Below are 12217 nucleotides of genomic sequence, written 5' to 3'. Positions count from 1 at the left end.
TGACGCCAGAGTAAAAGCACTAGGCCTGACCCCGGCACCTCTATTTCTTAACATCTTTTTCCTTATAAACTCTAAACCAATCACGCCCCTGTGGGATGAAAGGTGTCCTTAGCCCTTCCATAAAAACTCTATCAGCGGGCTACAGCAGCAGCAAAGGTACTGAGATCAGGGCCACCATTGACATCAGCTTGATCAGTATGTTCAGCGAGGGTCCTGCGGTGTCCTTGAACGGGTCACCGACCGTGTCGCCCACCACAGCGGCCGCGTGAGTTGGGGTGCCCTTTCCGCCAAAGTGGCCCATCTCGATGTACTTCTTGGCGTTGTCCCAAGCCCCGCCGGCATTGGCCATCAGCAGACCAAAGATAAGCCCGGTAACGATGCTGCCGGCAAGGAACCCGCCTAAAGCAGCTTTGCCCAATACCAAACCCACCACGATCGGTATCACCAAGGCTAGCGCGCCGGATAACATCAACTCCTTCAGCGCCCCTTTGGTAGCAATGTCCACACATCTGGCGTAATCCGGCTTGGCCTTGCCCTCCATCAATCCCGGTATTTCCCGGAACTGCCTCCGGACCTCCTCCACCATCTTAAAGGCGTTCCTGCCGACGGCCAAGATCACCAGCGCGGAAAACAGCGCCACAACACCGGCACCGATGAAGACACCCGCCATCACACTTGGGCTCAACAGATCCAAGCTCGAAACCTTGGCCACCTCCTGATAAGTCGCGAAGAGCGCCACCGCGGTCAGGGCGGCTGAACCTATAGCGAAGCCCTTGCATATCGCCTTGGTGGTGTTGCCCACAGAATCAAGGGAGTCGGTGATCTTTCTGACCTCCTCCGGCATGTCGGACTGCTCCACAATTCCGCCGGCGTTATCGGCGACCGGGCCGTAGGCGTCCGAGGCCACCACGATGCCGGTGACCGCAAGCATGCCCACCCCGGCTAGGCAGATCCCGTAGAAGCCTGCGGCAAGATAGGCAATCACCACCGCCACCGCTATTGAAATGATGGGTAAAAAGGTGCTGATCAGGCCGAAGGAAAACCCGGTCAAAATTCCAATCGCCGTCCCCGACTGGTCCGATTCAGCTATCCGCTGGGCGGGCCGGCGAAGGTTGTTGGTGAAGTAATCGGAGGTTAGACCGATCACAAGTCCGGAGACCAGCCCCACCAAAACAGCAATGAACAGGTTCCAGCCAAGGCTCCAGCCGAAAATATTCGACGATATCAGAATGGCAAAGATGGCGGTGACGATGACCGAAACTATGGTCGCGGTGTTGAGGGCATAGCTCGGGTTTTTGCCCTCACGAACGCGGACGAAGGGAACGCTGATGATCGAGGCGACTATTCCCAGCGCCGAGATCAACAACGGCAGCAGAACACCGTTGGAACCATAGGCGACAAAGCCAACCACCATCGCCGCCACGGTGCTGGCAACATAAGACTCAAAAAGGTCAGCACCCATCCCGGCGACATCGCCGACATTGTCGCCCACGTTGTCCGCAATAACGGCCGGATTGCGGGGATCGTCCTCAGGTATTCCCTTTTCGACCTTACCCACCAGATCGGCGCCTACATCGGCCGTCTTGGTGAAGATGCCGCCACCAACACGGGCAAAGAGTGCCACGGTGCTGGCCCCGAAGCTGTAAGGTATAATCAAGGTTGGATTTCCCAGCCAAGAAAAACACAAGTAGATGCCCAAAAGGCCTATTCCAACCACCGACATTCCCATCACCAGCCCGCCGCGGAAGGCCACCTTCAACGCCTTGCTTATGCCGGAGAGCGCGGCCGTGGCCGTCCGGGAATTGGCCCTAACCGCGATCGACATACCGATGAAACCGGCAGCGGTCGATGACAGGGCCCCGCCCACGTAAATCAGGGAGGCCTGCCATCCCCAGCCGGGAGCGACGGAGAGAAGTGCGGCAATTATGATGATCACGACCCAGATGGTGGTATACTGTCTCCTCAAAAAGGCCGAAGCACCCTCCTGTATGGCGCCGGCAATCTCCCTGACCCGCTGAGAACCTTGATCCTCTTTAAGTACCGTCCTTGCCGCTATCGCTGCCACCAAAAGTGCTGCAACCGCTGTCAGCAGGGGGAGGATCTCCAACGACAAAGTTTCACCTTAACTGGCCGTTTAAAGCAAGGTGTGACTTACCCCTTAAATAGATTACGCCAATCCTCGAAGCACGAAGCCTTTTTCGCAGGTTAAAATCAGAGGTCCCGACCAAGCACTTCCTCTCGACCGCGAGCTTAACTATCGACTCATCCGCCTCCCCTTCAACATTTACCACGGAGCCCCGTTTGACCAAGCTGAGGCCCAACTTTGCCGCCGTCCTCTCCTTGGGTTTGCCCTGCTCGGAAATCCTCTCCAGCTCCTTAACTACCGGGCTAGGTACCAAGAGCTCATAGGAGCCATCCAGAAGTCTGTCCAGCTCGCCAAAGAGATCGACCCTAAACATCCCGGGAATCATGAGAAAACTTGTATCGGCAATAACGGGTAAACGCCGACCCTCACTTGATGATGCCATACCCGACCAGCCGCCACCTGCTGGCAATCCTGCGACTTAGCGCTACCCGTGCCCCCCTCTCGGCGCAGACGGGCAATTTCAGCCTGACCGTGGCCTTATCTCCCCGGGCGCTGGCGACGGTGCCCACAGTCATCGTTGTGCCTACGTTCAACATAAGGACCTCGCCGGTAACTAGCGGCTTTATCTCCAGCTCCTCCTCCATACCCACGACGCGCTTCATAAGAGCGACCTCCAGCTCCAGCGAGTCGAGGACCTCTGGGAGCGTTCCCGGCAGTCCCAGGACCGAGCCCACCAGTGAATCGCCCTTTGTTAAGGAGGGGTCAAGCAGAGTGCCCACGCCGATCAAACCGCCCGGCTTGGCCTCCTCTAGGGAGCTATCCATGGCATGCAGGCTGACCACCTTGGAGCTCAGGGGCTGCCAAACCGTCCTGCCTTCTCGGCTCGTCTTTATGCCGGGATGGAGCTCTATCTCATCTCCGACCCTAAGCCTTCCCTGCTGAAGGGATCCTCCCACGACACCGCCGCGGAGATTCTCCGGCCTTGTCCCGGGTCGGTTAACGTCAAAGGACCTAGCTACTTGCATGCGTGGTGGCTTGGTCGCGTCCCGCTTTGGCGTCGGGATTACCCTTTCAATCGCCTCTATCAGCTTGTCGATGTTGGCCCGGTGGATGGCGGAGATTGGGATTATCGGTGCATCCTTGGCCGAAGTGCCCGCTAGAAACTCCTTTATCTGTTTGTAGTTCTCAATGGCCTTTTCGCGGGAAACTAGCTCGACCTTGTTCTGAGCAACCACGATGTTTTTTACACCGATTATGTCCAAGGCCATCAAATGCTCCTTAGTCTGAGGCTGCGGGCAGGGCTCGTTCGCCGCAACCACCAGTATCGCGCCGTCCATGATCGCGGCACCGGAGATCATGGTCGCCATCAACATCTCGTGCCCGGGCGCGTCAACAAAGGAAACCCGGCGCTGGAATTCGGTGGGGCCCCCGCAGTAAGGACATTTCTCCTTGGTCGTGTACCGGCTGCATTGCTTGCATTTATAAAAGGAGGTGTCAGCGTATCCCAGCCGAATTGATATGCCGCGGCGAATTTCCTCGCTGTGAACATCCGTCCAGATACCTGAAAGCGCTTCCGTCAGCGTCGTCTTGCCGTGATCCACGTGGCCCACGAGACCGATGTTGACTTCTGCTTGGGGCATCTTCCACCTTGTCCCACTTCGACTACAACATTAAAAAGCGCAGCGATTTGGAAGCTGGAGTTAACTTCAGGTCTGCTTGGCCTCCTTAGGTTGAACTATCTCCTCAATGGGCTTCTCGCCCCACTTTATTACCACCGCGTTCAGCTGCACGATGTCGTCGGAGACCCTGCAGCCGCGCACCATCTTCCGGCGGCGCTCACCCGGCCTTTTCGGGGAAAAACCCGGTCCTTTAGCCAGAAGGACGCTCACCCGCCCCGGGCCCGCGATGTCGGAACGCATCGGGAAACCATCCCGGTCGGTCCCTCCGGTTATCTGCAGCTCGTAGCCGGGTAGGCCTACAATTCCGCCATCGAACTTATCTCCGATCCTCATCCCGACCAGCCTGCGGGCCTCCGGCTCCCGGGCCTCCAGCTTGTAGCTCTTCCCCGTCTTCGGGTCCGCAACCACCATCTTGAACGGCATCACATCACTCCATACGTTGGATCCATTTTCTGCTTGATGGCTATTATCTCATCAAGCACCGAAAGCTCGTCGCCTGAGAGAAGATCACGCAGATCCCTCTTCAGCGCGAGCACATGGTTTCTTGGTACATCTGTATATAAAACCTCTCCCTCTTGAATGTGGCGCCCGACCATCGGGCCGTCTATCGAAACCGCCAGTTCCTCACCCAGCCTCGCCTCCTGGATCGACCTCTTGTCCTTCTGCAGCTCACGGATAACGCCCACCGGCTTGCCCTCCTTGTTCATCAACGGCGCCTTTGTTCGGACAACCCCTCCCAGCACATCGATTCCGACAATCGCTGGGTCACTGCGCCTGAAGACATAGCCAGGTTTAACGACAATCTTACCTGGCCTGATGAATCCCTGCAGGCGGCTGGCCCTCACTTCCTCGCTCTTCCTCTTCACCCAGCCCTCATACTGCTCCAGTAACCGATAGATCACCTCATCCCTGATGATCTGAACACCCTCGCGCTCGGCCTCCGCCTGAGCATCGGGTAAAATCTTGACGTTGAAGGCCAGCACCACTGCCCGCAGAGGATCACTCTTGCCGACCGTAGCAGCCTCAACGATGTCCCGTCTGGAAACGTCACCAACATCAGCTTTACGAATCGGGATGCCCTTGGCCTTGAGCTGGCCCTCCAAGGCCTCAAGCGAGCCAAGTGCATCCGCCTTCAAAACCACGCCGTTGATGTCAGAGCTTATTCTGACCCGCTCCAGCTCCCGCTGCATCTCCTGCCAGAGTTTTTCCGCCGCAGCTATGTCGTTGATCACTAAAAAAGGCGCCCCTGCCACCGCACCCTCCAGATTCGGCGCTGCGATCTTGACCCCGGCGGCTGCATAGACCCTTTCAACCTGCCTGAACCTGTCCTCCGGGTCACGGATTTCATCGAGGGGCTTAGGTCGCAAAAGACTCCGGACCTTGGAGGTGATTACCTTATCCAGACCGCCCACAGCGAAAAGGTCGCCCTTCGCCACCACGCCGTCGTAGATTATCACATCTATTGTTTTACCCAACCCGACCTCCTCCTTCACCTCGAGCACCGTTCCGCGCCCAGGCCCGGTGACCTCGACCTTCAACTCATTCTCCAAATACCTTTGCGCCAGACCAGCCAAGATGGCTAAAATCTCCGGTATTCCTTCACCTGTCTTGGCACTCGCCGGGACGATGGAAACCTGCCGGCGAAAATCGCTGACTCGGTCGAACCTTTCCGATTCAAATCCCAGCTCGTGCAGTTTACCGACGAGCTCGTAAATCATTTCATCCAGCGCATGCTGCACCTCGGATCGCTGCTTTGCGAAGGATTCCAGAAAACAGGCACGGGGAAAGGCCCGCCAGCCTGGAATTAAGTCTATCTTGTTCGCGACTAGCATGAACGGTGTCCGGTATGTCTTCAGAATCGTCAGGGATTCCAGCGTCTGGGGCATGAACCCTTCGTTGATGTCGACCACAAGGGCGGCGAGATCGGCGAGCGAGCCACCCCTCCGGCGAAGGTTGGTAAAGGCCTCGTGCCCAGGTGTGTCGATGAAGAGAAGGCCAGGTAGGGTGAGCTCAATCTTGAACCTTTCCAAGAGCCGGCCGCAAATGTTCTTAATTGTCTCCACCGGTATCTCGCTGGCCCCGACGTGCTGGGTGATTGCGCCGGCCTCCCGGGCAGCCACTCTAGTCCCCCTGATCGCGTCCAGCAGCGATGTCTTGCCGTGGTCAACGTGGCCCAGCACCGCTATCAAAGGCTGTCTAATCCTCAGTCTCTGCAATTTTGACACCAAGATATCTTACGCGGGCTAGTTTAAAGCACAGGACCCATTTCCGATCCTGCCACGAGAATTGGAACACCTTATAAAAAAAGGAACTGAGCTTTAATTGATGAAGGCCGAAAGAAAACCAAAACTGACCCGGTTGCCAAAATCAGAAACGGACTACGTCTGGGTCTCGCCGGGAACGGAACTGGCCAAAAAGGGTGAATATGTCCCGGGTGAGGGGGTCTGCGTGAGAGGTAACAAGATCTACGCCGACAGCTTCGGCTTCGTCAACATCGACAAAAAAAAGGTGATTCGGGTTGTGCCCCTAGCTGGGGGCTGAAGTTCACAAATGTCCAAAAAGCGTGACCCTTTTCACCTACGGAAATTCGGAAATCAGAAGAATAGCGAAAGTTCACGCCGGGCATTTTCCGGGGAATCCGCCGCATGAATGACGTTTTCAGTAACGCTGGAGCCGAAGTCACCCCGGATTGTCCCCTTCGCGGCTTTGGCAGGGTCAGTGGCTCCTATCAGCTCCCTCATCTTAGCAACGGCGTTTTCCCCTTCCACGGCCATGACCACGACCTCACCTGAAAGCACGTAATTGACCAACCTCTCGAAAAACGGTTTGCCACGGTGTACCGAGTAGAGCCTCTCAGCCAGATCTCGGTCCAGCTTCAGACGGCGTTGGGAAGCGATGTGCAGCCCGGCTCGGCGGATGCGGGCCTCTATCTTCCCAACCAGCCCCTTGCTGACCCCATCGGGCTTGATCATCACAAAGGTTCTCTCTTTCAAGTCTTCCCACCGGATTTCGCTCGCTGGGTCCACTTGAGATGGGCCGGCTTGCGCCCCAAGGAAAAGTTGCGCCGACACTTGCTTGAGCAGAAGAACAATATGGAGCCATCGCGCCTCACAAACATCAGGCCCGAGCCCGGCTCCACCCGGCCGCCGCAAAAGGAACACTTTCTTGCCACCGGCATCTAAGGCACCTTTATCTCCCTAGCCTCGCGCTCGGTCTCCCGGAGCATCAAAATGTCGCCCACCCTGACCGGGCCCTTCACGTTCCGCGTGATAATTCTTCCTTTGTCACGGCCCTCCAGCACCCGGCACCTCACCTGCATTATCTCGCCGGTGACGCCGGTCCGCGCCCGGATCTCTATCACTTCAGCTGGAAAGCCCATATCCGCTTCGGCTGGCATTGAGGTCACTTCTTCTGCTGCTTGATGCTCTCGATTATGTCCTTCACCGCTGCCGCCGCCTGTCCAGGGTCAACTATGGCGATGGCAGACGAACCCACCTCAAGACCCGCGGCCGCTCCCAGCTCCCGCTTGCTCGGAACATACACATAGGGGATGCCCTTCTCCTCGGAAAGGGGGACGAGATGAGCCACGATCTCGGCCGGCTCAACATCCTCGGCAATGACAACTAGCTTCGCCTGCTTGCGCTCCACCGCCTTGGTAACCTCGTTGGTCCCCTTCCTGAGCTTGCCGGAGTCCCGAGCCACCTCGACTGCCTCGTACACCTTGTCCGCTAGCTCCTTCGGGACCTCGAAGCGCACATATATCGGTTTGGCCACTCCAAACACCTCCTTCAGTTTACACCTCATCATTCAACGGTTTTTGGTAATCTCTATTATGCAGGCTGCCGTTAAAAGACTGTTGTATCTCCACTTTTAAATTTGGCGAATCATGTCCTATGCTTCAGTCGGTCACCTATGTGCATAAACGGCGGTCAGTTTCGGCGCTGTGGAGTCGATCCGGACAAAGCCGTATCTCTCCAGCTGCACGATATCGCCGACTTTCAGGGCCGCAACCGAGGGCTCGGCCAGCCCGGTTTCCACCGTGGCGTCGGGTTTTATCACCTCGAGCTCAACGGCACCCGCGGAGACCCACTGGAACTTCAGCACGTCCATAACCTCTAGGCTCTGGAAAGAGGCCTCGAGCACGGGGCCCGGCTTCTCCAGCCTGACGTTCATCAGGTCCTTCAACCTGAAGATGTCACCGACCTTCAAATCCTTCGCGTCCTCGCCGGAGATGTAAAAAACCATGTCACCATTTTCAGTTCCTAGCGGAAGCACCCGCTCCCCCAGCTCGGGCCTGCTGGGGTGCAGGCGCAGGCGGACCTCCTTCAGCTTGGGGGCGCCGCGAACGAGCAATTTCGCCGGCCGCGCCACAAAGAAATAACGCCCGGCGATGGGGTCCAAAACCTTCCGGTTGTAGGCGTAGAGGGTTTCCCAGCTGAGCGAAGAATCCACGGGCGTCAGTCCGATATCAAAGATCATCTGCCTGATGGTGTCGGGCAGAAAGCCGCGCCGGCGCAGGGCGGCGATGGTCGCTAGCCGGACATCGTCAAAGCCGGACAGGCTGCCGCTCCTGATCATCTGCATCGTCTGGGTCTTGCTCAGCTCCACACCGGGCATCGACAGCCGGCCGTACTGAACAGCGGTGGGATATCTCCACCCGAAGTGCCGGTACATGAAACGCTGGCGCTCCTCATTTACCTCGTGCTCCTTGCCCCGGATGATGTGGGTTATTCCCATGAGGTGGTCATCGATCCCGGCCGAGAAGTTGTACAGTGGCCAGACGAAGTACTTGGATCCCACCCGCGGATGCGGCCTTTTGACAATCCGCAGCGCAGGCCAGTCGCGCACCGCGGGGTTAAGATGGCTCAGGTCGGTCTTTATTCTAACAACGGCCGCGCCCTCCTCATAGCCGCCGGCAAGCATTTTCCGCCACCTGGCCAGATTTTCCGAAGCGGGAAGATCCCGGCAGGGGCAGGGCTTTCCGGAATCGCGGAGTTTTCTAAAATTCGCGACATCGCAAGCGCACACGTAGGCCTTCCCATTTTTGATGAGATCCTCGGCATGACTGTAGTAGATATCCACACGATCGGACTGATAGTACTCCTCATCCCAGCTTAGGCCCAGCCACCTCAGATCCCGCTTGATGAACTCATACATCTCCAGCATGGCGTTCTCCGGGTTGGTGTCCTCAAACCTGAGGATGAACCTTCCCTTGTAACGCCGGGCGTACTCGTGGCTGAGAAGCGCTGCCCTGATGTGGCCGATGTGCAAGGGACCGTTGGGATTGGGGGCAAACCGGGTGACAACCGTTCCGTATTCCTGCAGGTCGGGCAGGTCAGGTAGCCCCCGCCGCTCCGCGGCCTTCTTCTCGGGCAGACCCACCTTTTTTATCTGGAACTGCTGCTCTTCGGGTCCCATCCGGTTAACTTCGTCGACGATCTGATCGACGATAATCGACAGTTCCGCGATCCGCGACTTCCACCCGGGCAATTCGGCGAGTATCTTGCCCAGCACCGCCTTCGGGCTGGCCTTTCCGCCGTGCTCGGCCGCATTGGCTAGGGCCCACCTCAGCACCGTCCTTTTGACATCCTCCATCCGTCTCCCCCACCCGTCCCGAAAAACGGGGTCAAAATATCAGAACTCCCGCTCAACCACGAAGTCGGCAATCCCAAGCAGCGCCTCCTTGGCCCTAGAGTCAGGCAAAATCTTCAACTCCATCTTGGCTTCGGCGACCATCTTCCGAGCCCGCTCCGCGACGTAATCAACGGCCCCCACCCGCTTCAGAACCGCTATCGCCTCCCGGATCTCCTCATCGGTCGCGTTGCTCCTGCCAAAGGCCCTCAACAAAACTCTTCGCTCCTCTCCCGGCGCCAGATCGAGCGCTTTTACGATGATCAGCGTCTTCTTGCCCTCCCTTATGTCGCTGCCGATCGGTTTTCCAAACTTTTCCTGCTTGCCCAAAATTCCCAGCACGTCGTCCTGCATCTGAAAAGCAATTCCGATCAGCCGGCCGTACCGGGAAAGCGCCTGAATCTCCGCCGCCGAAGCGTTCCCCAGCAGGGCGCCGGCCTTGGTGGCTGCCTCAGTGAGGGCCCCGGTCTTGCCGCTGATCATCTGCATGTATTCTTCCTCAGTGACATCGTTCCTTTTTTCGAACAACATGTCGAGCGCCTGTCCCTGGCACAGCTCGAAACTTGCCCGGCTCAGGGTGTTGAACAGCTCCACCGTTTTTTCCCGGCTCATCCCCAGCCTGCTGGCGTTCGCCGCCGCCGCTTCAAAGACCTTAGCGAACAGGGCATCACCGGCGATAATCGCTATCGGCTCGCCCCAGAGAACGTGCACGGTCTTAACGTTCCTTCGAAACTCGTCGTGGTCCATGATATCGTCGTGAATCAGGGTGAAGTTGTGGAACAGCTCCAGGGCTGCGGCGGTCTCGATTGCATCCTCCCGCTTACCACCGACCGCCTCGCAGGCGGTCAGGGCCAGACAGGGGCGCAGCCTTTTTCCACCCGCCTCAATCAGGTGCCGCATGGCCTTGGTCAGGACCTCGGGCTGGATCTGCCTTGGAAGCCAGCGATCGATCTCGGGCTCAACCAAAGCCGCGCATTCCTCCAGGTACTTCAGGACATCCACATCAATCACCCAGGACTAGCGAGGTGCCGTTCCGCAGCTGATGCAGCCGATCGTCGCTGTAGCCGAGCTCCCGGCCCAGCTCGACCATCATTCGGAGCTTGTCGGAGGTGCTGTGGCAGGGTACAAGATTGTCGGGCTTGACCAGCCGGATGAACTCGGAGGTATCCGCCCGGCCCGCGTGCCCGGAAACATGCACGTTCCGGTATATATGGGCCCCCTTGGCCATCAGCTTCGTCTCGAGCAGCTCCCGGTTGGACTCGTTTATCGGGTTCGGGATGACGCTGGCGGAAAAGATGACCTCATCGCCGTCGCGGATGTCCAGGGGCAGCTGGCCGTTCGCTATCTTCGACAGGACTGAGGTGGGCTCCCCCTGGTGCCCCGTGCAGATGAGCACGTAATCGGAGCGAGACTTATCTATCTCCCGCAGCAGGTTGTGCACCGCGTTGGGGCGTCCGTGAATGCTCAGTTCTGGGGGGAAGTCCACCAGCCCCAGATCCATCGCCGCGGTGCAGTAATTTCTCAGCGAGCGCCCGACGAGGACCGGGGTGCGGCCGATCTCGAAGGCAAGGTCCACGATTGACTTCAGCCTTACGATGTGCGAGGAGAAGGTCGTGGCGATGACGAGACCGTCGTTGGCACATGCCTCGCTCATCACCTCCTTCAGCATCTGGCGGGCATAGGCCTCGGACTTCGTCGGGCCGGGCTCGTCGAGTCTGACCGCGCCGACCAGAGCGGCGAGGAGCCCGTCGCTGGCCAGACGCCTGAGCCGGGGCAGGTCAGTCTTCTCGCCCAGCAGCGGCTGGTCGTCCAGCTTGAAATCGCTGGCGAAGAGCACCGAATCACCGTTGCGTCTGACCAAGACGAAAACGGTGTGAAGGATGCTGTGGGTGGCGTTGATGAACTCAATATCGATCCCGTGGGTCCTTACCGAGTCGCCGGGGTTGACCGTGATGAGTTCGTTCTTCAACCTAGGGCCGCTCTCTTCGCGCAGGAGCCTTCGGGTCAGCTCAATCGTGAACGGGGTGCCGTAGATGGGGGCATTGTAGGCATAGGCCAGCTTGCCAACGGCGCCGATGTGGTCGAGGTGGCCGTGGGTGAGGACGATCGCCTTGACCTTCCTTCCGTGCAGGATGTTGTCGTCGGGGATGCCGTTGATGCTGATCAGTTCCTCCCGGCTCATCTTGCCTATCTCCGCCTCCTCGAAGGCCATGATGCTGTCGAGCCTTATCCCCATGTCGATGATTATGTAGTTCCCATCAAAGCCCAGCGCCGTCATGTTCTTGCCCACCTCGCCCAGGCCGCCGAGGGGCAGTATCTCGACGCTCATGGACCTCGCCTCCCCAGCTTGTCCGGGTTGAAGCCGCGGGCGGTGAGCCACTCGCGGGTTCTCCCGGTGACGATGAAATTCGACCTGCGCAGGTCGCTCAGCTGCCGGCAGCCGGTGAGGAACATCGCCGCCTTCAACTCCGCGATGAAATCATTGAGAAAATCGATGACGGCCTCCTTGCCCTGCTCCGCGGCACGGAGGGCAGGCAAAGCGATTCCCACGAGGTCAGCGCCCAACGCCAAGGCCTTCGCCGCATCGAGCCCCGAGCGTATGCCCCCGCTCGAGATCACCGGCACCTCGACCGACATGCAGACCTCGGCGGTGGACACGGCGGTGGGGATGCCCCAGTCCCAGAAGATTAGGCCTATTGAGGAGCCCTGGTTCGGCCGCAGCGACTCCACGCCCGCCCAGGAGGTGCCACCGGCGCCGCTGACGTCGATGGCCGAGGCCCCGGCCTCGACCAGCTCCCTCGCCACCTCGGCGCTCACGCCG

General features: G+C 58.6%; 14 protein-coding genes. 1 reads left to right on the top strand and 13 read right to left on the bottom strand.

Features of this window, described 5'->3' with window-relative positions; all coding sequences use genetic code 11:
- Nucleotides 1–139: 139 nt before the first annotated feature.
- From ACP5PX_RS04100 to infB, 5 genes are all read right to left on the bottom strand, one after another.
- Nucleotides 140–2113, bottom strand: a complete 1974-nt coding sequence (locus ACP5PX_RS04100; RefSeq protein WP_428084246.1) for a sodium-translocating pyrophosphatase — start codon at nucleotides 2111–2113, stop codon at nucleotides 140–142.
- Nucleotides 2114–2117: 4 nt separating this feature from the next.
- On the bottom strand, nucleotides 2118–2528 hold the full coding sequence (locus ACP5PX_RS04095) for a PIN domain-containing protein (RefSeq protein ID WP_428084244.1): 411 nt from the start codon (nucleotides 2526–2528) through the stop codon (nucleotides 2118–2120).
- A complete protein-coding gene (locus tag ACP5PX_RS04090; protein WP_428084242.1) occupies nucleotides 2512–3726 on the bottom strand; it encodes a translation initiation factor IF-2 subunit gamma in 1215 nt (404 codons plus the stop codon). Before ACP5PX_RS04090 ends, ACP5PX_RS04095 begins: the two co-directional genes overlap by 17 nt.
- Nucleotides 3727–3792: 66 nt before the next feature.
- Nucleotides 3793–4188 (bottom strand): 30S ribosomal protein S6e, encoded by a 396-nt coding sequence (locus tag ACP5PX_RS04085; protein WP_428084240.1) that lies wholly within the window; start codon nucleotides 4186–4188, stop codon nucleotides 3793–3795.
- On the bottom strand, nucleotides 4188–5972 hold the full coding sequence (gene infB / locus ACP5PX_RS04080) for a translation initiation factor IF-2 (RefSeq protein ID WP_428084299.1): 1785 nt from the start codon (nucleotides 5970–5972) through the stop codon (nucleotides 4188–4190). The genes ACP5PX_RS04085 and infB overlap by 1 nt, the downstream gene beginning before the upstream one ends.
- A gap of 118 nt (nucleotides 5973–6090) precedes the next feature.
- Here infB and ACP5PX_RS04075 point away from each other — a divergent pair, with 118 nt between their 5' ends.
- A complete protein-coding gene (locus tag ACP5PX_RS04075; protein WP_428084238.1) occupies nucleotides 6091–6306 on the top strand; it encodes a hypothetical protein in 216 nt (71 codons plus the stop codon).
- A 53-nt stretch (nucleotides 6307–6359) separates the two neighbouring features.
- Here ACP5PX_RS04075 and ndk read toward each other — a convergent pair whose 3' ends face one another.
- The 8 genes from ndk to ACP5PX_RS04035 form a co-directional block, all read right to left on the bottom strand.
- Nucleotides 6360–6758: a nucleoside-diphosphate kinase gene (gene ndk, locus ACP5PX_RS04070; protein WP_428084236.1), complete on the bottom strand. Its 399-nt coding sequence runs from the start codon at nucleotides 6756–6758 to the stop codon at nucleotides 6360–6362.
- Nucleotides 6755–6943, bottom strand: coding sequence for a 50S ribosomal protein L24e (locus tag ACP5PX_RS04065; protein WP_428084234.1), 189 nt, complete (start codon nucleotides 6941–6943; stop codon nucleotides 6755–6757). Before ACP5PX_RS04065 ends, ndk begins: the two co-directional genes overlap by 4 nt.
- Nucleotides 6944–7162 (bottom strand): 30S ribosomal protein S28e, encoded by a 219-nt coding sequence (locus ACP5PX_RS04060; protein WP_428084232.1) that lies wholly within the window; start codon nucleotides 7160–7162, stop codon nucleotides 6944–6946.
- Nucleotides 7163–7167: 5 nt separating this feature from the next.
- Nucleotides 7168–7539: a 50S ribosomal protein L7Ae gene (gene rpl7ae / locus ACP5PX_RS04055; RefSeq protein ID WP_428084230.1), complete on the bottom strand. Its 372-nt coding sequence runs from the start codon at nucleotides 7537–7539 to the stop codon at nucleotides 7168–7170.
- Nucleotides 7540–7671: 132 nt separating this feature from the next.
- Nucleotides 7672–9360: a glutamate--tRNA ligase gene (locus ACP5PX_RS04050; protein ID WP_428084227.1), complete on the bottom strand. Its 1689-nt coding sequence runs from the start codon at nucleotides 9358–9360 to the stop codon at nucleotides 7672–7674.
- Between the two features lie 39 nt (nucleotides 9361–9399).
- Nucleotides 9400–10398, bottom strand: a complete 999-nt coding sequence (locus tag ACP5PX_RS04045; RefSeq protein ID WP_428084225.1) for a polyprenyl synthetase family protein — start codon at nucleotides 10396–10398, stop codon at nucleotides 9400–9402.
- A 1-nt stretch (nucleotide 10399) separates the two neighbouring features.
- On the bottom strand, nucleotides 10400–11725 hold the full coding sequence (locus ACP5PX_RS04040; protein ID WP_428084223.1) for an MBL fold metallo-hydrolase: 1326 nt from the start codon (nucleotides 11723–11725) through the stop codon (nucleotides 10400–10402).
- Nucleotides 11722–12217 (bottom strand): alpha-hydroxy-acid oxidizing protein (locus ACP5PX_RS04035; protein ID WP_428084221.1); only part of this gene is annotated, 496 nt, incomplete at its 5' end. The genes ACP5PX_RS04035 and ACP5PX_RS04040, both read right to left, overlap by 4 nt.

Origin of the sequence: Hadarchaeum sp. (SeqCode), from assembly GCF_049969415.1 — an archaeon.
Classification (GTDB): Archaea; Hadarchaeota; Hadarchaeia; order Hadarchaeales; family Hadarchaeaceae; genus Hadarchaeum.
Note: the sequence above shows the minus strand (reverse complement) of the source record. Positions and strands in the feature narration are given on the sequence as shown.

Bases quoted from the DNA above. Each gene is read 5' to 3' on its own strand.
- ACP5PX_RS04095 (WP_428084244.1), bottom strand. From the start codon at position 2,528: ATGGCATCATCAAGTGAGGGTCGGCGTTTACCCGTTATTGCCGATACA.
- ACP5PX_RS04090 (WP_428084242.1), bottom strand. From the start codon at position 3,726: ATGCCCCAAGCAGAAGTCAACATCGGTCTCGTGGGCCACGTGGATCAC.
- ACP5PX_RS04085 (WP_428084240.1), bottom strand. From the start codon at position 4,188: ATGCCGTTCAAGATGGTGGTTGCGGACCCGAAGACGGGGAAGAGCTAC.
- ACP5PX_RS04075 (WP_428084238.1), top strand. From the start codon at position 6,091: ATGAAGGCCGAAAGAAAACCAAAACTGACCCGGTTGCCAAAATCAGAA.
- ACP5PX_RS04065 (WP_428084234.1), bottom strand. From the start codon at position 6,943: ATGCCGGTGGCAAGAAAGTGTTCCTTTTGCGGCGGCCGGGTGGAGCCG.
- ACP5PX_RS04060 (WP_428084232.1), bottom strand. From the start codon at position 7,162: ATGCCAGCCGAAGCGGATATGGGCTTTCCAGCTGAAGTGATAGAGATC.
- ACP5PX_RS04050 (WP_428084227.1), bottom strand. From the start codon at position 9,360: ATGGAGGATGTCAAAAGGACGGTGCTGAGGTGGGCCCTAGCCAATGCG.
- ACP5PX_RS04040 (WP_428084223.1), bottom strand. From the start codon at position 11,725: ATGAGCGTCGAGATACTGCCCCTCGGCGGCCTGGGCGAGGTGGGCAAG.